Source organism: uncultured Roseobacter sp., from assembly GCF_947495025.1.
Taxonomy (GTDB): domain Bacteria; phylum Pseudomonadota; class Alphaproteobacteria; order Rhodobacterales; family Rhodobacteraceae; genus Roseobacter.
The window spans coordinates 700882-722710 of record NZ_CANLXG010000002.1 but is presented as its reverse complement, the minus strand read 5'-3'; the positions used below and the strand labels follow the sequence as shown (position 1 = coordinate 722710).

Annotated in this window: 24 protein-coding genes; 10 read left to right on the top strand and 14 right to left on the bottom strand. The window is 59.4% G+C overall.

Features of this window, described 5'->3' with window-relative positions; genetic code table 11:
• Positions 1-45 precede the first annotated feature (45 nt).
• From accD to Q0792_RS11730, 3 genes are all read left to right on the top strand, one after another.
• A complete protein-coding gene (gene accD / locus Q0792_RS11740) occupies positions 46-1011 on the top strand; it encodes an acetyl-CoA carboxylase, carboxyltransferase subunit beta (RefSeq protein ID WP_298840487.1) in 966 nt (321 codons plus the stop codon).
• A complete protein-coding gene (locus Q0792_RS11735) occupies positions 1008-2282 on the top strand; it encodes a folylpolyglutamate synthase/dihydrofolate synthase family protein (protein WP_298840484.1) in 1275 nt (424 codons plus the stop codon). Before accD ends, Q0792_RS11735 begins: the two co-directional genes overlap by 4 nt.
• 138 nt (positions 2283-2420) lie before the next feature.
• Positions 2421-2966 carry a hypothetical protein gene (locus tag Q0792_RS11730; RefSeq protein ID WP_298840482.1) on the top strand — a complete coding sequence of 182 codons (546 nt, stop codon included), beginning with the start codon at positions 2421-2423 and terminating at the stop codon, positions 2964-2966.
• Here the strand turns inward: Q0792_RS11730 and zapE are convergent.
• Complete coding sequence (gene zapE, locus Q0792_RS11725) at positions 2963-4021, bottom strand: cell division protein ZapE (RefSeq protein ID WP_298840479.1); 1059 nt, start codon at positions 4019-4021, stop codon at positions 2963-2965. The genes Q0792_RS11730 and zapE overlap by 4 nt on opposite strands.
• Positions 4022-4154: 133 nt before the next feature.
• On the opposite strand from zapE, the gene Q0792_RS11720 reads away from it, so the two are divergent.
• Entirely contained in the window at positions 4155-5396 is a 1242-nt protein-coding gene (locus Q0792_RS11720; RefSeq protein WP_298840476.1) for an MFS transporter, read from the top strand.
• Here Q0792_RS11720 and Q0792_RS11715 read toward each other — a convergent pair.
• The 7 genes from Q0792_RS11715 to mbfA form a co-directional block, all read right to left on the bottom strand.
• A complete protein-coding gene (locus Q0792_RS11715; RefSeq protein ID WP_298840473.1) occupies positions 5393-6316 on the bottom strand; it encodes an alpha/beta fold hydrolase in 924 nt (307 codons plus the stop codon). The two genes, Q0792_RS11720 and Q0792_RS11715, sit on opposite strands and share 4 nt — an antisense overlap.
• Positions 6313-7230, bottom strand: coding sequence for an ornithine cyclodeaminase (locus Q0792_RS11710; protein ID WP_298840471.1), 918 nt, complete (start codon positions 7228-7230; stop codon positions 6313-6315). The genes Q0792_RS11715 and Q0792_RS11710 overlap by 4 nt, the downstream gene beginning before the upstream one ends.
• Complete coding sequence (locus tag Q0792_RS11705) at positions 7227-7847, bottom strand: HAD family phosphatase (protein WP_298841867.1); 621 nt, start codon at positions 7845-7847, stop codon at positions 7227-7229. The genes Q0792_RS11710 and Q0792_RS11705 overlap by 4 nt, the downstream gene beginning before the upstream one ends.
• Positions 7848-7880: 33 nt before the next feature.
• Complete coding sequence (locus Q0792_RS11700; RefSeq protein ID WP_298840468.1) at positions 7881-8336, bottom strand: YaiI/YqxD family protein; 456 nt, start codon at positions 8334-8336, stop codon at positions 7881-7883.
• Positions 8333-9163 (bottom strand): S-formylglutathione hydrolase, encoded by an 831-nt coding sequence (gene fghA / locus Q0792_RS11695; protein WP_298840465.1) that lies wholly within the window; start codon positions 9161-9163, stop codon positions 8333-8335. The genes Q0792_RS11700 and fghA overlap by 4 nt, the downstream gene beginning before the upstream one ends.
• A gap of 69 nt (positions 9164-9232) precedes the next feature.
• The gene (locus Q0792_RS11690) at positions 9233-10162 is read right to left on the bottom strand and encodes an AEC family transporter (protein WP_298840462.1); all 930 of its coding nucleotides are present in this window, start codon (positions 10160-10162) and stop codon (positions 9233-9235) included.
• Positions 10163-10193: 31 nt separating this feature from the next.
• The gene (gene mbfA, locus Q0792_RS11685; RefSeq protein ID WP_298840459.1) at positions 10194-11168 is read right to left on the bottom strand and encodes an iron exporter MbfA; all 975 of its coding nucleotides are present in this window, start codon (positions 11166-11168) and stop codon (positions 10194-10196) included.
• Between the two features lie 136 nt (positions 11169-11304).
• Between mbfA and Q0792_RS11680 the strand changes: the two genes are divergently transcribed.
• Positions 11305-11922: a TetR/AcrR family transcriptional regulator gene (locus tag Q0792_RS11680; RefSeq protein ID WP_298840456.1), complete on the top strand. Its 618-nt coding sequence runs from the start codon at positions 11305-11307 to the stop codon at positions 11920-11922.
• A gap of 90 nt (positions 11923-12012) precedes the next feature.
• Entirely contained in the window at positions 12013-13674 is a 1662-nt protein-coding gene (locus Q0792_RS11675; protein ID WP_298840454.1) for a DNA polymerase Y family protein, read from the top strand.
• Between the two features lie 31 nt (positions 13675-13705).
• Here the strand turns inward: Q0792_RS11675 and Q0792_RS11670 are convergent, their stop codons facing one another.
• The 3 genes from Q0792_RS11670 to paaI form a co-directional block, all read right to left on the bottom strand.
• Positions 13706-14755: a methyltransferase domain-containing protein gene (locus Q0792_RS11670; protein WP_298840452.1), complete on the bottom strand. Its 1050-nt coding sequence runs from the start codon at positions 14753-14755 to the stop codon at positions 13706-13708.
• 92 nt (positions 14756-14847) lie between these two features.
• Complete coding sequence (paaK, locus tag Q0792_RS11665) at positions 14848-16146, bottom strand: phenylacetate--CoA ligase PaaK (protein WP_298840449.1); 1299 nt, start codon at positions 16144-16146, stop codon at positions 14848-14850.
• On the bottom strand, positions 16143-16583 hold the full coding sequence (gene paaI, locus Q0792_RS11660; RefSeq protein WP_298841865.1) for a hydroxyphenylacetyl-CoA thioesterase PaaI: 441 nt from the start codon (positions 16581-16583) through the stop codon (positions 16143-16145). The genes paaK and paaI overlap by 4 nt, the downstream gene beginning before the upstream one ends.
• Before the next feature lie 124 nt (positions 16584-16707).
• On the opposite strand from paaI, the gene Q0792_RS11655 reads away from it, so the two are divergent.
• Positions 16708-17055, top strand: coding sequence for a DUF2794 domain-containing protein (locus Q0792_RS11655; RefSeq protein WP_298841862.1), 348 nt, complete (start codon positions 16708-16710; stop codon positions 17053-17055).
• A 6-nt stretch (positions 17056-17061) separates the two neighbouring features.
• Here the strand turns inward: Q0792_RS11655 and Q0792_RS11650 are convergent, their stop codons facing one another.
• From Q0792_RS11650 to Q0792_RS11640, 3 genes are all read right to left on the bottom strand, one after another.
• Complete coding sequence (locus tag Q0792_RS11650) at positions 17062-17856, bottom strand: C40 family peptidase (protein ID WP_298840447.1); 795 nt, start codon at positions 17854-17856, stop codon at positions 17062-17064.
• Complete coding sequence (locus tag Q0792_RS11645; protein WP_298840445.1) at positions 17853-19235, bottom strand: M17 family metallopeptidase; 1383 nt, start codon at positions 19233-19235, stop codon at positions 17853-17855. Before Q0792_RS11645 ends, Q0792_RS11650 begins: the two co-directional genes overlap by 4 nt.
• Before the next feature lie 64 nt (positions 19236-19299).
• Complete coding sequence (locus tag Q0792_RS11640; RefSeq protein WP_298840442.1) at positions 19300-19680, bottom strand: hypothetical protein; 381 nt, start codon at positions 19678-19680, stop codon at positions 19300-19302.
• 148 nt (positions 19681-19828) lie between these two features.
• Between Q0792_RS11640 and Q0792_RS11635 the strand changes: the two genes are divergently transcribed.
• From Q0792_RS11635 to Q0792_RS11625, 3 genes are read left to right on the top strand one after another with little or no spacing between them, the layout of a single operon-like run.
• Positions 19829-20479, top strand: a complete 651-nt coding sequence (locus Q0792_RS11635; RefSeq protein ID WP_298840440.1) for a carbonic anhydrase — start codon at positions 19829-19831, stop codon at positions 20477-20479.
• 55 nt (positions 20480-20534) lie between these two features.
• Complete coding sequence (locus Q0792_RS11630; RefSeq protein WP_298840437.1) at positions 20535-21512, top strand: sodium-dependent bicarbonate transport family permease; 978 nt, start codon at positions 20535-20537, stop codon at positions 21510-21512.
• Between the two features lie 3 nt (positions 21513-21515).
• Complete coding sequence (locus tag Q0792_RS11625; protein WP_298840435.1) at positions 21516-21827, top strand: transcriptional regulator; 312 nt, start codon at positions 21516-21518, stop codon at positions 21825-21827.
• Positions 21828-21829 lie beyond the last annotated feature (2 nt).

Below are 21829 nucleotides of genomic sequence, written 5' to 3'. Positions count from 1 at the left end.
GCAGTACCGCCTTATTTAGGGCCTGAGAGTAACAGGGGTGGCCGTATGAACTGGATCACGAACTATGTCCGGCCGAGGATCAATTCGATCTTCTCGCGTCGTGAGACACCGGACAATCTGTGGACCAAATGCCCCGAGTGCGGGACCATGTTGTTTCACCGTGAAGTGGCAGACAACCTGAATGTCTGCTCCAGCTGTGACCATCACATGCACATCACGGCACGCGACCGGTTCACGGCGCTTTTTGACGGCGGCGTCTTTACCGAAGTTGACGTCAGAGCGCCAAAGGCTGATCCGCTGAACTTCCGGGACCAGAAGCGGTATCCGGATCGCCTTAAAGCTGCTCAGAAGCAGACCTCTGAAAAAGAAGCTATGCTTGTGGCCCGCGGAGAGATCGGACGCACGCCGATCGTCGCCGCCGCGCAGGACTTCTCTTTTATGGCCGGTTCGATGGGCATGTATGTGGGCAACGCGATTATCGCGGCGGCCGAAGAAGCGGTAAAGCTCAAGCGCCCGCTGATCCTGTTTTCGGCAGCCGGCGGCGCGCGTATGCAGGAAGGTATCCTGTCGCTGATGCAGATGCCCCGCACGACGGTGGCCGTGCAGATGCTGAAAGAGGCAGGTCTGCCGTACATCGTTGTTCTGACGCATCCGACGACAGGCGGTGTTACGGCCAGCTATGCGATGCTGGGTGATGTGCATATCGCCGAGCCCAATGCGCTGATCTGTTTTGCGGGGCCGCGCGTGATTGAACAGACGATCCGGGAAAAACTGCCGGAGGGCTTCCAGCGCGCGGAATACCTGCTGGATCACGGAATGCTGGACCGCGTGACCCATCGCGGTCAGATGCGTGAAGAACTGATCACCATCACGCGAATGCTGCTGGGGATGCCGCCGCCCGTACGCGGTGACCTGCCCGCGCCGGACCCCGAGCAGGAAGCCACTGCCGAGGCCGCCGAGGCAGTTATGGAGGAAGCAGCCGCAGCCCCGCAGGACCCGCCAAAGAAATGACGGCGCTGACATCGGACGTCATTCTGGAACGGATGATGGCGCTGCATCCCAAGGTGATTGACCTGACCCTGGACCGGGTCTGGCGTCTGCTGGACGCGCTTGGAAATCCGCAGAACGAACTGCCGCCGGTGATCCATCTGGCGGGGACGAACGGCAAGGGATCAACCCAGGCGATGATCCGCGCCGGTCTAGAGGCCGCCGGCCACAGCGTTCATGCCTATACCAGTCCGCATCTGGCACGGTTTCACGAGCGTATCCGTGTGTCCGGAGACCTCATCGATGAGACAGATCTGACATCGGTGCTGGATGAGTGCTACGACGCCAATGGCGGTGCGGATATCACCTATTTTGAAATCACGACCTGTGCGGCGATCCTCGCGTTTTCGCGCGCGCGGGCTGATTACACGCTGCTGGAGGTAGGTCTGGGTGGCCGGCTGGATGCGACAAATGTTGTCGACCGCCCGGCGATGACGGTCATCACGCCGGTTTCTCTCGATCACCAGCAGTTTCTTGGAGATACCATAGGCCAGATCGCAGGCGAAAAAGCGGGCATCATAAAACGCGGTGTGCCCTGTGTGGTATCACAGCAGACTGATGAGGGCATGGATGTGATTGAGGCGAGGGCCGCCGGTCTGGGAGCGCCACTTTTTGCTTATGGCCAGCAATGGCATGTCGGGCCTGAAAGGGACCGCATGGTCTATCAGGACGAGACAGGTCTGCTTGACCTGCCGCTCCCTGCATTGCCCGGTGCACATCAGATCATGAATGCGGGTGCTGCGCTGACGGTGCTGAGGCAACTTGGTGCGGACAGCAGTGCCTGCGAGGCTGCTGTGACACGCGCCAGCTGGCCCGCGCGTATGCAGCGGCTGCAGCATGGGCCACTCGCTGAAGCGGCGGGTTCGGCGGAACTGTGGCTGGACGGCGGTCATAATCCCGCTGCCGGAGAGGCTCTGGCGCAGCATCTGCAGACTTTGCCTGCGCGCCAGACATGGCTGATCTGTGGTATGCTCAACACCAAGGATGTCGGGGGCTATATGCGCCCGGTTGCAGCAGTGGCAGAGGGGCTGGTTGCGGTATCCATTCCCGGAGAGGCGAATACGCTTCCCGCCGAGGCAACCGCCGAAGCGGCAAGCGACGCGGGTCTTGATGCAACCGTGGCGCCGGATGTGCGCGAGGCTATCGCCCAGATCACGTCACGTGCACCGCAGGCGCGCATTCTGATCTGTGGTTCGCTGTATCTGGCCGGCTCGGTTCTCCGCGACAACGGCTGAAGTGAGTCCTTTTGGCCACAAAATGTAGTTCCCGTCTGACGATATTGACGCTGCGTGAATCCCGCGTCTATATCTTGCCCGCTTGTCCCTGCGGAATTTCACGCAGGGCGGGAATATTGCCTGTGGGGGGCAGCATTCATGTGGTCAGAAAGCCGGACAGGCGGGTCCGGACTTGATATGTCGCGCCTGTCAGCGCGGCGCAGAATACAGCAGCGCTGTCTGATTGCTGCTGCAGCCTGTGCTGTCGGACTGGCAGTTGTGGCCGGTGCGGGTGTAATTGGTGCTCCCGTTGGCACTGAACGGGCCGACGTTGCCCGTGCAGACGTATCGCTGCTGCGCATCACGGCCCCCGCGGCCCTTTCGGATCCGAACCGTGTGCCGGTAAGCCACCGGGTTGCACAACCGCTGCGGCTGACGGATCGCAGCGTCGGCGCGCATGATCTGAGCCTGCGGGTGCATCAGGTGCTGGCCGGTCTGGGCTATCACGCCGCTGGCAATGACAGCCTGCATGATCTTCTGGTCCGCACACTCGCAGGCCGCCAGAGCGATGCCTACATCAGCGCTGCCATTGTCGCAGGTCACCGCGATGGTGTTTTCAGCCTGCCTGATGCTCTGATACTGTCCGGCGGTCGTCCGGATACGGATCGCCTGTTGCAGGCGTTTCTTGAAACCGCCGGCGGTTAGAAGCCCCAGCCTTCTGACTGCATTTCGCGCAGACGTGACGCGGTTCTCTCAAACTCAAATGTCCCCTCGCCTTCGACGTACAGCATCTCCGGCTTGGCCGCCGCAGAGCAGATCAGCCGGACCCGTGCCTCGTAAAGCGCATCTATCAGCGTCACAAAGCGTCTGGCTTCGTTGAAGTTGTTCCTTGAGAGTGTCGGAATATCGTCCAGGACCAGCACGCGGATTGCGTCAGCGAGCGCAAGATAGTCTGCAGGCCCGAGGTGGCGGCCACACAACTCGTGAAAGCGCGCGCGGGCGATACCGTTGCGAAAGCGTGGTATCTCTACCTCGCGCCCCTTAACCCGAAGAACCAGCGGCGTGGCGGGCCCTCCGGTGAGGTCATTCCAGACAGCGTCCATTGCAGCCCGGCTGTCACTGTTCACAGGTGTGAAATAAACCTGTTGGCCGCCCAGACGGTCCTGCCTGTAATCGGTCGGGCTGACCAGCTCGTGCACAACCATTTTCTCGCTGATCAGCGCGATAAAGGGCAGGAAAAGGTCGCGGTTAAGACCGTCTTTATAGAGATCACCGGGAACTCTGTTGGATGTCGTGACAACGACGACGCCGGCTGCGAACAGCGCCTCAAACAGGCGTCCGACGATCATGGCGTCGGTGATATCCGTGATCTGCATTTCGTCAAAAGCCAGCAGACGCACAGAGGCCGCGACATCGGCGGCAACGGGGGCAATTGCATCCTCGACACCGGTTTTCCGGGCTTCGTGCATGGCGGCATGGATTTCCTGCATAAAGGCGTGAAAATGCACGCGTCTTGCAGGTACATCACCGAGGTGTTCGACAAAAAAGTCCATCAGCATGGATTTCCCGCGCCCGACTCCCCCCCAGAGGTAAAGCCCTTTGGGAGGCTCGGGCGCTTTGCGGAAAAGACCCTTTTTGACGGGTGTTGCCAGGGCGGCACGGATGCGTTCAAACTCCGGTAAGACCGCAACCTGTGCAGGATCCGACTGTAACGTGCCGTCATTGGTCATGCGGGTGTAGAGGTCAAGCAGAGTGTCCATGTCACCGGCATAACCCGCGCCCCGTCCGGGGAAAAGAGGCGGGGTGCATCAGCGAAGGTGATGTTTGCGTAAAAACTCCTGATTTGACCTGCGTCTTTCCATGGTTACGGTCATCACAGGCAGGAGAATACCAATGTCAGAGCGCGCGCCCCTTTTTACTCCCGTACTGATTGTCGGGATGCTGATCATCCTGGTCAGTTTCGCGATCCGTTCGACATTTGGCGTATTCCAGATTCCGATCGCAGAGGAATTTGGCTGGCTGCGGGCCGAGTTTTCGCTCGCGATTGCCATTCAGAACCTCGCATGGGGCATCGGGCAGCCACTGTTCGGTGCGCTGGCAGAAAAAATCGGCGACCGAAAGGCAATCATCTTTGGCGCGGTGATCTATGCGCTGGGGCTTGTTTTGTCTGCCAATTCGGTAACGCCACTGGAACACCAGCTTTATGCCTGGCTGCTGGGCTTTGGTATTGCGGGCACCGGGTTCGGCGTAATCCTGGCCGTGGTGGGCCGTGCAGCGACAGATGAAAACCGATCCATGTCGCTGGCGATTGTCTCGGCGGCGGGCAGTGGCGGCCAGATTTTCGGCCCACCCGTGGCCGAATGGCTGCTGAGTGTCATGCCCTGGCAAAGCGTTTTCATCATATTTGCCGCAGCTATTCTGGCGGTGCTTCTGCTGCTGCCGCTGATGCGTGCCCCGGCAATGGCGAGCAAGTCGGAGCTGGAAGAGAGCCTGGGCGAGATTCTGGTCAAGGCCTTCAAAGACCCTTCCTACACTTTCATCTACCTTGGGTTCTTTTCCTGCGGCTACCAGATCGCGTTCATCACTGCACATTTCCCGGCTTTTGTGACCGAGCTTTGCGGACCGATCATGCCCGGCGGTATGCTGGACAACATGGGCATCAGCACGACGTCGGCGCTGGGTGCGGTTGCCATCTCGCTCATCGGGTTCGCCAATATCGGCGGAACACTGTTGGCCGGCTGGCTGGGCAAGCGGTACTCAAAGAAATATCTGCTGGCCGGCATATACACCGGCCGGACCATCGTCGCGGCGCTTTTCATTCTTTTCCCCATCACGCCGGAAAGCGTCATCCTGTTCTCGATTGCGATGGGTGCGCTGTGGCTGGCTACGATCCCGCTGACGTCCGGTCTGGTCGCCCATATCTACGGGTTGCGCTATATGGGGACGCTTTACGGCATCGTGTTTCTCAGCCACCAGCTGGGCAGTTTCCTGGGTGTCTGGCTGGGTGGCCGGATGTACGACATTTATGGTGACTACACACTTGTCTGGTGGATCGGTGTGGGTGTTGGTGCGTTCAGCGCCATCATCCACCTGCCGATCCGGGAGCGTCGCCTCGAAGGACTGCGCACCGCCTAACCACTCTGGTGGGTGAATTCATGGATATGATCCAGCACTGTTGTGACATGGGTATAGGTCAGCCCGTGGCCGGCATCGTCCAGAATGACAGTCTGCACCGTCGGGTTCCAGTCGATCAGACGATCTGCTGCAGTGATCGGTATCACGTCGTCCTGACGACCCCAGATGGCCATCACCGGCACACCCTCTTTCTGCAGTGTTTCATGGAAAGGCCGCAGGTCCTCACGCAGTATGCCGCGCAGACTGGAGGCAACAGCGGGAATAAATCCACGCCAGTTTATCTCGGCTTCCTGCAGATCCGCTATGCGCTGACTTGCGCCTGGCTGTGACCGTTCTGCTGCGATCCCGCGGCGGAGAATGTTCGGATAGAACTCCAGTGCCATCCACGTGCCGACAACCGGGAGCGTCATCATCCGGCGGAAAAAACCACCTGACAGATCCGTCATCCCGGCAGGCGCCAGAAGCACAACCTGTCGGATGGCAACTGCCTCTGCGGCGGCGAAAGCGGCTGCAATGGCGCCCCCCATTGAATAGCCGACGACAGTAATGTCGTCATCAATGCGCTGGTCGTCCAGCAATTCGCTCAGCTGGCGGCGGAAAAAGGCGACGTCCTGTCTGCCTTTCGGCCGATCAGAATACCCACGTCCGTAAAGGTCATAGGTCAGGACCCGAAATCCGATCTGACTGAGCCCCTGTGCGATGCCACGCCAGACAAACGACGGTGTCGTGAGCCCGTGAATGCAGACGGCAACCGGGCCGTTCTCCGGCCCCCACCACTGGTAATGAGTCACACCGTCGGGAAGCTCCGCAAACTGACCGGGCGCCTCGCTGCGTGCGGCAGCGTTCATCCTTTTGCGGGTCGCTTCGATGACCAGCGGTGTGGCGATTACGGCGGCCAGTATCAGATATGCCCACATCATGCGCGCGTACTCCAGCGATCGAGAATGTAGCGGCTGGTCATCAGGTCCAGATGCGCACCACCGCCATTTTTAAACAATGTGATTTCGTCGGGGGACTGCCGTTTAAATCTGTCTGGTCCGTAATAATCACTGACAATCTGTGAGGCCTCAAAAGTGCCCAGTCCGATCGGAATTTTCAGCTCTCCGATATGGCCCACGGTCGTCTCAAGGCTGTCGACGAAAACGCGCGCGCGGTTCAGAGCGATATCATCCACTTCGCGCATGTCCGGCCTGTAGGCACCTATGAGGTCGATGTGCTGGCCGGGTTGCAGCCAGTCGCCACGCAGCAGGGGTTCGGTGGTCATCGTGGCGGTGGTCACGATATCTGCCGCGCGTACGGCGGTTTCCAGATCATCCGCTATGGCCAGACCTTCGATTTCAGCGGCCAGTTTTTCGGCGTTGGCACGGGTCCGGTTCCACAATGTAAAACGGGCATCCGGAAAGGCTGCGGAATAGGCCGCATGAAGACCGCGCGCCTGGGTCCCTGCTCCGACAATCAGGATGTTTTCACTCTCGGGTCGCGCGAGGCGCCGCGCAGCCAGCAGGCTGTCGCCGGCGGTCTTCCATTTGGTGACCAGATGAAAATCGATGACTGCCTCAAGTACGCCGGTCGCATCCGCGTAAAGCGTAACACCCCCGTTGATCGTCGATGCCTCTTTGCCGGAATTGCCGGGAAAAACTGTCGCTGATTTCACAGCCAGACCGAGTCCGTCAATCCACGCTGCACGGTTCAGCAGCGTGTCGTTTCCGCGATAAAGAAACGTATCGGCAATATCGGCGCGGGGCATAAGGTGCCCGGCTGCCAGTGCATCTGTCAGACCGATCCAGTCGAGCAGAGCATCGCCTTCGTCGAAAGAGATAAAGGGCGGGCTCATGTGGCTTCGTCAGATGTGAGCAACCCTGCAGAAACCAGGCGGTCGGCCCAGCCCTGCGGTCCCTCAAACAGATGTGTCTGCCAGCCCTTCTTCTGCGCCGCCGCGATATTGTCTGCGCGGTCATCTGCAAAAAGCAGCGCAGACCCGGACAGGCCGGAGGTGTCCTCGACCGCGGTGTAGATTGCCGGATCAGGTTTTGTCATACGCATATGACCCGATATGAAATCGCGGTCAAAATCGCGCAGGAACGGGTAATGCGTGGCAGCGTAGTCATAGCTTTCAATGCCGAAGTTTGTCAGCGAAAATACCGGTACGCCCCTGGCCTGAAGCGCCTTCATCAGGCGCACTGAATGATCAATGACCGGCGTTGCCATTTCGATCCAGCGATCATGCCACATGCGGATTTCATCCCGCCAGTCGGGATTTTGGTCCGCAGCTGTATAGATGGTAGCAGTGAAAGGGTGGCCCAGGTCCACCAGCTCGTTCATGCCGTGCAGATCGACCACGTCAAACATCGCGCGGCGGCGCTCCTCGCCGATTGCGGCGTCATAAAAACGTTCGGGTTGCCATTCAATCAGTACGTTGCCGATGTCGAAAATGACGGCCTGTGGTGTCACACTGCTCATGCGCGCTCTCCTTTTTGGCAACAGCTAACGCAGCGTCCGGGCTTTGCGCAAGGACTGCTCGAGTGCATTCAGAAATCTCGAGCGGTCTGATTTCGTGAAACCCTTACCGCCGCCCTGGCGAAACGGGTCCGCCGCGCGCAGATCTGCCATCAGGTCACGGGTCGCCAGAACGTTGCCGATGTTGGCCTGTGTCAGCGGCTCTCCGTTGTGTTTGAGCACCTGTGCTCCCGCTTCGACGCATTTCGCGGCCAGCGGGATATCTCCTGTAACAACGACATCTCCCGGGCCACAACGCCCGGCTATCCACATGTCAGCAACATCGGGTCCGTCGGGTACTATAACCGTCTCGACCAGAGGGTTCTGCGACGGACGCAGGCCGCCGTTGGATACGACGTACATCTTTACGCCATGCCGCGTTGCGACTTTCTCGGCCTCGGCTTTGACCGGACAGGCGTCCGCGTCAATGAACAGCGATGTCATGCGTAAAGCGCGTCTGCGTGGAAGGCCACATGCTCTTCCATGAAGGTCGAGATGAAAAAGTAGCTGTGATCGTATCCCGGCTGCAGGCGCAGTGTGGCCTGCTGACGCCGGGCGTTTACCGCTGCGGCAAAAGCTTCTGGCCTGAGCAGGTCAATGAACTGGTCATCCGTGCCGGTATCGACCAGAACCGGACCGTCGAACCCTTTTTCCTGCATCAGGAGCGTGGCGTCATGCGCTGCCCATGCCGCCTCGTTGTCTCCCAGGTATGCAGAGAACTGCTTGCGACCCCAGTCACTGGCAGTGGGGTTGGAGATCGGTGCAAAAGCCGAGACGGAACGGAAACGCCCAGGCAACGACATCGCCATGGTCAGCGCTCCGTGCCCGCCCATTGAATGCCCGGTGATTGCCTGGCGGTCCATGTCGAGGGCGAACCTGTTACCAAGCAGTACGGGCAGTTCTTCGGTGATGTAATCCCACATGCGAAAGTGCGGCGCCCATGGGTCCTGTGTCGCGTTCACGTAAAACCCGGCACCCTGGCCCAGATCATAGGCATCGTCATTGGCCACATCATCTCCGCGGGGGGAGGTATCCGGAAACACCAGCGCGATGCCCTGCTCGGCCGCCCAGGCCTGGGCGCCTGCCTTGGTCATGGCGTTTTCATGCGTGCAGGTCAGGCCGGACAGAAACCACAGGAGCGGCACAGGGCCGTCTGCCGCCTCTGCGGGCAGAAAGAGAGCGAATGTCATGTCGCAGGCGCAGCTGTCCGAGCGGTGCTTGTAAACACCCTGTGTGCCGCCGAAGCATGCGTTTTCCGAGATGGTTTCCATGAGCGCTCTCCCTGTGGCGTGTTCTCTCCTGGCTAAAGCCTTGGCAGCGTTGCGGCAAGCCCCCGATGCTCAGGCGGCTGTAAACCAGGCGATTACGGCGCTGACTGTAACAATGCTGAAAACCGTCGATACCAGAATAGCAGTTGAGACGCGCTGTGGTGCCACGCCATAGTGCTGAGCGAGAATGTACACGTTGCCCGCCACGGGGAGTGCTGCTGCAGATATCACGACCGTCGCGGTATAGCTGTCCACGGGAAAGAGCCAGAGGACACCAATCGCGACCATCAATGGGTGCAGGCCCAGTTTGCAGAACGTCAGCCACAGGGCGGTCTGCAGACGCTCTGCGGACTTCCCGGCCAGAGATGCCCCGATGGCGAACAGGGCACCGGGTGTCGCGGCGGCGCCCAGTATCGTCAGAAAGTCGTTCATCGGGGCGGGAACCGGCAGTTCAAGAGCGGCCCACGTCAGGCCCAGGACGACCGAGACGATCATCGGGTTGCTGATCAGACCAAGCCCGACCGTTCTGAAAGTGTTCAGTGTCAGACGACCCTCACGCGACAGCGTAATCAGGATGACGATCAGCCCCGAGAAAACGATCAGATCGGTGCTGACGATCATGACTACCGGCCCGATCGCGGCATCGCCCAGCAGCAGCGTCAGCATCGGAATGCCCAGAAAACCGACGTTGCCGATCACAGCGCACTGAGCTTCGACGGCAGAGACCTCGAGGCTCTGGCGACGCAGAAGGGCGAAAACAGTGGCGATCAGGTAGACTGCCACGGTGCCTGCGAGATATCCCAGAACGAGGTTTGTATCCCAGACGTCGGAAAGCGTCAGATTCGACGTGAAGCTGAATATCATTGCTGACAGGGCGAAATAGAAAACGAACCTGGTCAGGTAGGCGGTGGCTTCTGCCGTGAAAAAACGGGTGTAGCCCGCCCAGTAGCCCAGCCCGATAAGCGCAAAAAAGGGCAGGGTCTTGAGAAAGATTTCAATCATGGAACCGGTCTGCCCGGATCAGGCCCGTATATCAACCCGACCCGATCAGAACACCTGCTGCAAAAACCAGCGCACCCCCGACAACAACCTGGAAAGCAGCGCGGAAAAAAGGTGTCTCCATGAATTTGTTCTGAATCCAGGCGATGGCCCAGAGTTCGATGAAAACAACGATGATCGCGATGACAGTTGCGGTCCAGAAATCGGTGATCAGATAGGGCAGCGCGTGCCCCAGACCGCCAACGGTGGTCATCACACCGGAGGCCACGCCGCGTTTCACCGGAGAGCCACGTCCTGAAAGCTGACCGTCATCAGATGCGGCTTCGGTGAAACCCATCGAGATACCGGCGCCAACCGAGGCGGCCAGACCCACGAGGAAGGTGGTCCAAGTGTCCTGGGTTGCAAACGCAGTGGCAAAGATCGGGGCCAGTGTAGACACCGATCCGTCCATCAGCCCGGCCAGACCCGGTTGTACCCACGTCAGGATGAACTGCCGTTTGGCGGCGTTTTCCTCGCGGTCGCGCGCATCCTCACTCAGGTGTTTTTCTTCGAGTGCCTCGGCAGTATTCTGGTGTCCGGCCTCAGCGACGGCGAGATCGCCCAGCAGTTTGCGTGTGGCTGCATCGCTCGTACGGGCGGCGGCCTTGAGATAGAACTGTTCGGCTTCGCGCTCCATGGCTTCTGCCTCGGCGCGGATACGTTCCAGCCCGAGGTTTTCCACCAGCCAGACAGGGCGTCGGTTGTAGTACCCCGCGACATGTTCGCGCCGGATCAGCGGGATGACCGTGCCGAACCGTTCTGTATGCAGGTCGATCAGGCGCTGACGGTGCGTATCCTCTTCGGCGGCCATACCGTCGAATACGCGGGCGCTGTCGGGAAAATCCGCGCGCAGGGTTTCGGCATAGCCGCGGTAGATACGGGCGTCGTCTTCTTCCGAGGAGATGGCAAGCGCCAGTACTTCCTGTTCTGTCAGGTCAGAAAACCGCTTTCGGGACAGTGAAAATCGCATATCTGCTCTTCCGTTGTTTAGAATGATTCTAATTCAGAGATCCGGTATGATCAATGCGCTTTGACGCTGATCTGCGGATTTCGCTTGGAACTGAACCGTTCGGTTTATACTGTAGGCAGGCAATTCCGGAGGCAGAATGACTGAAACCGCAGAGCTGATCCGAAAAGGCCGGAAGTTCGATCAGGTGCTCGAGGGCGCTCGCCAGGTCTTTATGGCGGATGGCTTTGAGGGGGCCAGCGTGGATGAAATCGCCCGCGTGGCGAACGTATCCAAGGCAACGCTCTACAGTTATTTTCCGGACAAACGTCTGCTGTTTCTTGAGGTTGCGCGCAGTGAATGCCAGCGCCAGTCGCGGGACGCTCTGGACCGGATTGACATGGACGGCGAGCCGCGCGACGTGCTGTGCCAGACAGGGCGGCATTTTCTGACCTTCATCACGTCGCGGTTCGGGCAGCAGATTTTCCGCATCTGTGTTGCCGAATCCGACCGGTTTCCGGAGCTGGGTCAGCGATTTTACGATTCCGGCCCGGCGGTGTTCCGTGCAGAGATGGCTGCGTATTTTGAACGGGCGCAGGCGCGGGGCGAGTTGCGCATTGACGATTGTATTCTGGCCGCTGATCAGTTTGGTGAGCTTTGCAAGGCAGATGTCTGGCCCCGTCTGATCTTTGGTGTCATCCGGTCTGTTTCTGCAGCAGAGATTGACCGTGTCGTTTCGGCGGCGGTTGAGACCTTCCTGGCGCGCTACGGAACCTGAGCAGAAGACTCGACAGGGCACTGGCCGGCGGCTAGATGTAGTGAGAACAAAACAGGAACAATTACTGATTCCAGGGTCCTTGCTGCCACAATGACTGATCGGCGAATTCTGTCTCTGTGGTTCCCGCGTCTGGGAGCTGACCGGCTGATGCGGCAGGACCCGCAGCTGCTGGAGATGCCGCTTGCCGTGGTGCAGGAGATCAGCAATGCGCAGATTGTATCTTCTGTAAATGCGGATGCAGCGGCCCGCGGGATCAGGACCGGACAGCCCGTGCGTGACGCGCATGCAATGTGCGAGGGGCTTGTGACACGGACCCGCAATACCGAAGCCGAAGCGGCGTTTCTGATGGTGTTGCAGCGCTGGGCGGGGAAATTCAGCCCCTGGGTTGCAACCGAAGCTGACGACGGGCTGGTGGTGGACCTGACCGGATGTGCGCATCTCTTTGGCGGCGAGACCCCTTTGCTCGGGGTGGTCCGGCAGGATTGTAGCGATCTGGGTCTCGCTGTGCGCATGGGGCTGGCAGATACCCGCGGCGCGGCCTGGGCGCTGGCCCGGTTTGCCGGTCAGACGGCAGAATCGCACAGGTCTGGTGATGCGATTGACCAGGAGGCGCGGGCGACACGGTCACGGGCAGGCAAGCGCCGCCACTGGACAAAAGGCGGTGCGGCCCCGGTACACTCTCCGGGCGCGCATGACGCTACGCACCCCATTGCAGCACCGGGGCAGAATTACTCGGCTCTCAGCCCGCTGCCGGTTGCAGCGCTGCGGCTTGATGATGGTGTGGCTGAACAGCTGTCCCGGCTGGGTCTGCGGCGGATCGGTGATCTGCTGGGCCAGCCCCGCGCATCGCTGGCACGTCGTTTCGGGCGGGGGCTGGTGATGCGCATGGATCAGGCGATGGGTTCTGCACCCGAACCGGTCTCTCCTGCCAGGCCGCCCGATCATTTTGCCGTGCGCCTGACACTGCCTGACCCGATCGGCCTTGAGACGGATATGCTTGCAGGTATTGACCGCCTTCTGCCGCGCCTGTGCGGGCAGTTGCGGGACAAGGGGCGGGGCGCCCGCCGGGTAAGGCTGCAGGCTTTTCGCAGTGACCACGATATCCAGTCCGTCGGAATCGGTCTTGCGCGGCCGACCCATGATCCTGAACGCATCCGACCGCTGCTGGCAATGAAGCTGGAAAACATCGATGCCGGATTTGGCATTGATATGCTGCGACTGGAGGCCGTGCAGTCAGAACCGCTGCACACTCGACGTACTGTCGGCCATCTGGATGCGGGGCAGGCGGTAAACCGGCGGCTGGCGAGCAATACAGCGATGGATGATCTTATTGGCCGGATTGGTGCCCGCGTCGGGCTTGATGCTGTGACACGCCTGCATCCGGCCGACAGCCATATTCCGGAAAAGACCAGCAAGATCATGGCTGCGGCCTGGTCTGCACCGCATGAAGGGGAATGGCGCTCGGCGCCAACGCCCCGCCCGCTGCTGATGTGGCGACCGGAACCTGTCAGCGCACCGGATACGCCGCATGTCCCTCAGGAATTCCGCTGGCGGGGCCAGACGCTGCAGCGGCGGCGGGCGACAGGTCCGGAACGGCTGGCGCCGGAGTGGTGGCTCGACGATCCTGACTGGCGGACGGGCGTGCGGGACTACTGGGTGACGGATACAGAGGATGGCCAGCGCCTCTGGCTGTTTTACGGGCACGGCGGGACGATGTCGTCAGGCTGGTTCTGCCATGGGGCGTTTGCGTGAGTGCAGCCAGTAAAAGAGAATTACCGTTTGATCAGCCTGTGCTCTTTCTTCTGGCCCGACGATCTGCGTTCATTCTGCGCAACCTGGCATAACGCTCTGCCCCGATGACTGTCCGAAACAGGGTACGTAGGTCAAAAATGCAACTCAGTGAAAGATCAGACAGTTTCAGCACCTGCTTTGCCCGCACAGTTGGCAACGCGCCTGAACCCAGGCCAGCCTGTATCCGTTTCAGCAGAACAGCGCGGCGTTCAAAAAACAGACTGTCCGGCTCTTCGGGTGGTGTCGATTTCCGGAGGTGTACAAAAAACTCGTGGCCTTTCGTTCCGGAAACATCCAGCACCTCGAGGTCAAGTTCGCCCAGAAAAATAAGGTCTCGTACCATCAGTTCGAAAGTCTCACCAAACATCGCACTGAAATGCGAGTCGACATAGTCAAACGGTCTCTCCAACCGCTCAAGATACGCACTGTACTGCTCTTTCAGATCCGTAACGGGAACAAACTTTTCCGGTCGCAGACGTTCCAGGTTAAAAGCAAGATGACTGCCATCGAAGTCTCTGTATTCAGCGTAGACACTTCGCGTCTCGAAAATACGTGAAGGCTGCGGCATCGCCGAGGGGCGGTGGTATGCATCCAGCCAGTCCGACAACCGGGTGGGAAACCTGAAGTGATCGAAACAGGCGCGGAAATCCGGAATCGCCATACTCAACACACCGCCGTCTTTCAGTACCACTGAACAATCCTTCAGGAATTTCAGCGGGTTGGGTAAGTGTTCGAAATTGTGGGACGAAACAATATAACCAATCTGATGATCTGTTCGCAGCTTTTTGGTAAGGGCGGCAAGGTCACTGGCGTCACCGACAAGGTCCACTTCCTCAATCAGTTCTCTTTTTGCACAATCCACAAATTCATCCGCGGCCGCACGTTTCAGGATCGTGGCTGTGTCAAAGACATCGACATTTATCGTGCTGTATCCCTCCCGCCGGGATGCAATCGGCGTACAATAGGGCGCAATTTCAATGCCGGTTTCACTTTTATCAGCGTATCGGCGTAACTCTGTGATGCGATCAAACTTCTGTGCCATACTGCTTTTTCCGAATGAAGGTTAAGCGCATTCAGGAACAATCAGGGAGCGGTGGCAAGGGGTCAATAGTCTGCCAGAGGTACCGCAGCCGTTCAGGGCGTGGTGTCCCGGCAATCGATGATCCGTACTGCCTTGCCCTGAGATCGCGCGACGGAACCTGGCGGACCGACCGTGACTGTGACCGAAATCCCGATAGTCTGTTTGATCCGGTCTGTCAGCGCGGCTGCCGCGGAATCGCCCGACCCCTCGGCCGCTTCGCACAGTATGCGCATCTGATCCATCCGGTCGGGGCGCGAGAGTTCGATCTGGAAATGCGGGGCGAGGCCAGGGGTGGCCATGATAGCTTCTTCGATCTGGGTCGGAAAAACGTTCACACCGCGCAGGATAATCATATCATCCGACCGGCCTGTCACCTTTTCCATACGGCGCATGGACCGCGCCGTACCCGGCAGCAGGCGCGTCAGGTCCCGGGTCCGGTAGCGGATAACCGGGAAGGCCTCTTTGGTCAGTGAGGTGAAAACCAGCTCGCCCTGTTCGCCGTCTGCAACGGGTACGCCAGTTACCGGATCGACGATCTCAGGATAGAAATGGTCCTCCCAGATATGCAGACCATCCTTGGTCTCGACACATTCATTGGCAACACCGGGGCCCATCACTTCTGAAAGACCGTAAATATCGACGGCATGCATGTCGAAGGCGTCTTCGATTTCACGGCGCATTGCATTGGTCCATGGCTCGGCCCCGAATATTCCGACCTGCATGGGAGATTTGCGCGGATCGAGGCCGGCCGCGTCGTATTCATCCAGCACAGACAGCGCGTAGGATGGTGTCACTGTGATTCCGTCTGGCCGGAAATCCTCGATCAGCCGCACCTGTCGCTGTGTCATGCCGCCGGACACCGGCACAGTGGTCAGGCCAAGCGCGTCGGCACCAAGGTGGATGCCCAGACCACCGGTAAAGAGGCCATAGCCATAGGCATTGTGCAGAAGGTCACCCGGCTTCATACCGGACGCCCGCAGGGAACGGGCCACCACGGCCCCCCAGTTTTCGAGATCTTTTTTTGTGTAACCCACGACTGTTGGCTGCCCGGTCGTGCCGGAGGATGCATGAATGCGCGCGACCTGATCGCGCGGAACGGCAAACATACCGAACGGGTAGTTTGCCCGCAGATCAGCTTTTTGGGTAAACGGAAACCGTGTCAGGTCGGACAGATCGCGCAGGTCTGATGGATGCACGCCTGCGTCGTCAAAACTTCTGCGATAGTGCGGTACGTTTTCATAGGCATGGGCCAGCGACCACTTCAGACGTTCTGTCTGCAAAGCGGTGATCTCGTCCCGGCTTGCGATTTCGACAGGGTCGAGCGAACTCCGGTCTGGTGTCAGATCTTTCATTCGGAGCCTCCGTCTTCCGGAAAATGCTGGCCTTTTATCGTGCGGGAGAGGCCCCGAAAGACAGCAATAACGTCATCATTCTGATTGTGAACCTCTACATCGTAAATGCCGGAACGCCCTGTGCGCGACACTTCCCGCGCGCTGGCGGTCAGCATATCACCGACGTTGCCCGGTGCGAGATAGGTAATCTGGTTCTGCTGGGCCACTGTAACGCGGTTGTAGGAATTGCAGGCAAAGGCAAAAGCGGAATCAGCCAGCGTAAAGATATACCCGCCGTGACACACCCCGTGGCCATTTGCCATCTGGTCCGTAACCGGCATCCTCAGCCGCGCTGTGCCTGGCGCAATATCGTCTATCGTCATTCCAAGCGCCCGGCTTGCAGTATCTTTCTCCAGCATCAGACGGGCGCAGGTTTCAGCGCGCATCTGTGGCGTCATCTGATCCGGCATTTGTGTTTCCGATTTCACTCCCTGATCTGCGATCGGTAACATATCACCTCGCTTCTGTATATCCTTTCGTGAGGGGCTTGATTTGATGCGCGAAGGGCGCAAGTCTGATGGTATGAATTATCAGGTTCCACCCCAGAGCAATCTGCATCAGCTGCCGCCGCAACAGGTCGCGTTTCACCGGACAGAACTGTCAGTGATCCTGTCACTCTATGGCCGCTTTGTAGCTGCCGGCGAATGGCGCGACTATGGTATCTCCTGTCTGCGGGAGGTCGCGGTGTTTTCGGTATTCCGCCGTACCGCAGAGAACCCTCTTTACCGTATCGAAAAACGCCCCCGGTTGCGGGACAAACAAGGCATGTATGCTGTCGTTGGCATGGATGGGCAGATTATGCGGCGGGGGCATGACCTGCGTACGGTATTGCGCGTGCTGGAACGCAAACTGATCCGTGCGGTTGAGTAACGGAATTTAACCTGCAGCTGACAGCCTTTTGTGCGCGGTTACCGGCCCGCCGCCCTGGGTTTCGATGCGCGTGACAGCCTCTTCAATCGGTTCATAACTGACCAGCATGTGGCCTGCGTTGGCGTGGATCAGCGTGTTTTCATCTATCACCAGAGCCACGTGGCCTTTCCAGAACAGCAGATCGTTGCGTTGTGGTACCGTGTCAGCTGGCAGACGTTCACCGAGCTGGGTTTCCTGTTGATCACTGTCACCCGGACAGGCGATTCCACAGGACAGGCAGGCGGCCTGGACAAGTCCAGAGCAATCAATGCCAGTGCCGGTATTGCCGCCCCAAAGATACGGTGTGCCCTCAAAAAGCGCGGCGACGGCGGCCGGATCGCGGGCCAGGACCTCTGTGCGGTGCACATGCTGACGGGGAACGAAGCCCCAGGCAGTTTTGATAAAGACCGCGGTTTCCGAAATGGCTGTTACCTTTGCTCCGAAGCTCAGGCAGGCCCGTTCGGGAGACTTGATATCCGCGTCTGAGTACGTATGGGCGAGGCGGGTTATCACCCTGTGCGTGGGCACCAGTGCCGGGCCGGTGTCGGACGCACAGACATAGCCACAGTACCCGTCGGCCTCTGCGCGTACCAGCGCATGGTCGCCGGTACGGCCAAGGACGGTCACCGGAGCGCCCAGTGTCAGCTGCCTGTCACGCGGGCCGTCCGGTCGGCGCAGCAGGTCTGTCACCGGCACGCAAACGCAGGCCGCCTCATTCAGAGTGACAGCCGCCGGATCCGGTGTTGAACGCGGGTCGTTCATCCGTTTGCCATCTGACCAATCGTATCGAGCAGCGCACGGATCGCCTGGCCGGCACCTCCTTTGGAGCGCGCCGGTGCATCTGTCGGATTCCAGCCATAAACATCGAAGTGCGCATAGGTGCTGTCGCCCACAAACCGCCGCAGGAAAAGCGCGGCGGTGATCGACCCGGCAAAGCCACCCTTTGGTGCGTTATCCAGATCGGCGATGCCCGGCTCGATCATCGCCTCGTAAGGATCGTGAAAGGGCATCCGCCAGACCGGATCGTCAGTGGCCTGCGCGCTGCTTTCCAACTGCCGGACAAAGTCGGCATCGTCGCAATAGTAGGGCGCGAGGTCCGGACCGACGGCAACGCGTGCCGCGCCGGTCAGCGTGGCCATGGAGACAATCAGATCAGGGTCGTCTTCCTGGGCGAGTGTCAGGGCATCCGCGAGGACCAGGCGGCCCTCGGCGTCCGTGTTGTTGATCTCGACCGTGAGACCCTTGCGGGAAGGCAGAATGTCGCCCGGGCGGAAGGCGTTTCCGGAAACTGAATTTTCCACAGCCGGGATCAGCACACGAAGCCGGATGCCTGTGGCCGTTGCCATCAGCATGTGTGCCAGACCCAGCACATTGGCGGCACCCCCCATGTCCTTTTTCATCAGTGCCATGGAGCCGCCCGGTTTCAGGTTCAGACCCCCGGTGTCAAAGCACACACCCTTGCCAACAAGAGTGACCGCGGGGCCGGAATCACCCCATCGGATGTCGATCAGGCGCGGCGCGCGGTCGGACGCGCGGCCCACAGTGTGGATCAGCGGATAGTTTCCGGCCAGCAGGTCTTCGCCATGAACGACGCTGACAGATGCGCCATGGCGCACAGAAAGATCGCGCGCGGCTTCCTCAAGTTCCGAGGGACCCATGTCATTTGACGGCGTGTTGATCAGGTCGCGGGTCAGGGCCTCTCCTTCGGCAATCGCGAGCAGACGCTGAACGTCCAGGTTTTCGGGGGGCACCAGTCTCGCTTCCATGCCACGTGCGGTGGCGTAGCGATCGAAGCGGTAACCGGTCAGCAACCATCCGAGGGTTTCACGTTCCAGCCGGTCTTCGGGGATGCCAGAGGTTATTCTGTAGGCGCCGCCCGGCAGTCTTGCAGCCGCTGCGGCGAGGTAAAACCGCATCCGTTTTCGGGTTTTGGGAGTACCGTAGCCTGCAAGCGCCAGCAGCGGCGCGCCCTCGCCGTCCGGCACGACGATCGCCTGTCCGAGAGCGCCGGTGAAGCCATTTGCGGTGACCCATTTTGACACAGATGGCGGCTTGTCCGAAAGCCAGTCATCCACCTCGCCCTGCTCAATAACGTGAAGCGGAACCGGATCGGTGTCGGGGTCAGCAAAAGCTACAGACATGACAAAAGGCCTTTCAGGAGACATCTCCCGTCAGCCTAGCCTGATCACACGCCGGCGCAAGCCGTCAGATGGTGATGTCCTGGAGATCCCAGATGGCGGTCAGGGATTGTTCGCCGGTTCTCAGCAGCCGCGCCAGTGTCGCGGCAATGGCGGGCTCGTCGCAGGAATCGACGGCACAGATTACGTCACCGGCGACGCGCGCGAGAACATGCATGCCAATCTGATCAGCGATGGCGATCAGAGACCGGGCGCATTTGCGCAGGTCCTGGCGACTTCCGTTTTTGTGCAGACGTCCACAGTGAGAAAGACGCAGTGCGAGCTCTTCCATTGCTCTGCAGACAACATCCTCGGCACCGGCCTCTCCGAGCTCGGCATAAAGCGCGCTCAGCCGGTCCTGATCGACGTGCACCTTCTCATTCAGCCTGATCTTCAGGACTTGATCCATTTCTCTCACCCTATTACGCACCCACCGCGAGTTGGGGTTATGCCATTGGAAATGTATCCAAAGGGTTGAGACTACCCCATGTTTTCCCTCGAATTTATTGCGAATTCAGGTTAGTCCGGTACCGACAGTTGCGCAAATCGGACGAATTATGGAACAGGCAAAGCCGCTGCCAGGCTATCTGGTACAACGCTATCACGGCTGGAAAGCAACCGGATACGCAGAGAATGAGGCCTGGTACAGGCATCTGGCAGCAGATGGTCAGCACCCCAGAGCAATGGTCATATCCTGCTGTGACAGCAGAGTGCACGTTACCTCAATTTTCGGTGCTGATCAGGGCGAGTTCTTTATCCACCGCAATATCGCAAACCTTGTGCCGCCTTTTGCGCCGGATGGTGATCATCACGGCACGTCCGCTGCTGTGGAATATGCGGTTACTGTATTGCATGTTACCCACCTCATTGTGCTTGGTCATTCCGGATGCGGCGGCGTGAAGGGATGCATTGACATGTGCTGTGGAAATGCACCGGAGCTCGAAGAAGATCAGAGCTTTGTCGGTCGTTGGATGGATATTCTGCGCCCGAAATATGAACTGGTGGCACAGGAAAACGATCCCGGGCAGCAGGCGCAGCAGCTTGAAAAGCATGCTGTGATTACGAGCCTTGAAAACCTCATGACATTCCCTTTTATCAGCGAGCGCGTCGATAAAGGGCGTCTGACTCTGCACGGCCTCTGGACTGATATCGGCGAAGGCGGGCTCGAGTGTTTCATGCCAGAGCAGAAAGCCTTCAGACCGGTTTAACTCCACCATCTGACTGTGGTACCGGAGGCCTGAGCAGGCACTGAAAGGGAAAACCGTGGAGCAGATACTGACACTGGCGGGCAACAATCTGCTGTCGCCGATTATTCTGTCGTTTGCGCTGGGCGTTGCTGCGTCACTCGCACGCTCGGACCTCACGGTACCTGAGGCTGCAGCCAAAGCGTTGTCTATCTATCTGTTGTTTGCCATCGGTTTCAAAGGCGGGGTCAGCGTTGCCGCCCACGGTATTGACCTGAAACTCGGGCTGTCGCTTGTCGCGGGTATTGTCCTTTCCGCTTTACTGCCGCTCATCGCATTCGCGCTTCTGAAAGTCATGACGGGGCTCAGCCGGCTGGACGCGGCTGCTGTGGCGGCGCATTACGGGTCCATCTCGATTGTGACCTTTGTGGCTGCAACATCCGTGCTGGAAAGCAGCGGGATCAGTTCGGAAGGATATATGGTAGCGGTTGCGGCGGCGATGGAGGCGCCAGCGATCCTGTCGGCCCTGTGGCTGATTTCCCGGGGTGGCGACGGGCGCCGTATGGACAGTGACCTGTGGCGCGAAATTCTGCTGAACGGCTCCATTGTTCTGCTTGTCGGATCGTTCATCATCGGGTGGGTCACCGGCGAGGAGGGCCTTGCCGAAATCTCCAGCTTTATCGTGGCGCCATTCAAGGGCGTTCTGTGTCTCTTCCTGCTGGATATGGGGCTGGTGGCGGGGCGTGGGCTGCGCGGCGGCAGCGGTGTACTGCGCCCCGGTGTGCTGGCTTTCGGAGTGCTGATGCCGGTTATCGGCAGCGCCTTCGGGCTTGGGGCTGGGCTGTTGCTGGCGCTGTCGCCGGGTGGCGTCGCGCTTCTTATGGTGCTGTCTGCGTCGGCCTCCTATATCGCCGTTCCGGCTGCGATGCGCGTCGCCCTGCCAGAGGCGAACCCGTCGATTTACCTCACACTGTCGCTTGGTGTGACTTTCCCCTTTAATCTCACTCTGGGCATACCGCTCTATGTTGCGGTTGCCACGTCATTTGCGGGAGGCTGAGGCATGCAAACTCATCAGGCCAAAAGGGTCGAAATCACAATCGAGGCGATCATGCAGTCACGGCTGACGGACGCGCTCACGCGGGCGGGCGTTACAGGATTTACGATATTGCCTGTGCTCGGCGGTTCCGGACGCTCAGGTTCATGGACGCGGTCGGGTGAAATTGGTCGTGCAGCAGGTATGGTGCAGGTCATCTGTATCATCCGGCCTGACCGGCTGAGTGCTTTGCTTGATGCCGCTTTTGAGGTTGTCGAAAGGCACATCGGCGTCGTCAGCATCGTGGATTGTGAAGTTCTCCGCGCGGAACGATTTTAACC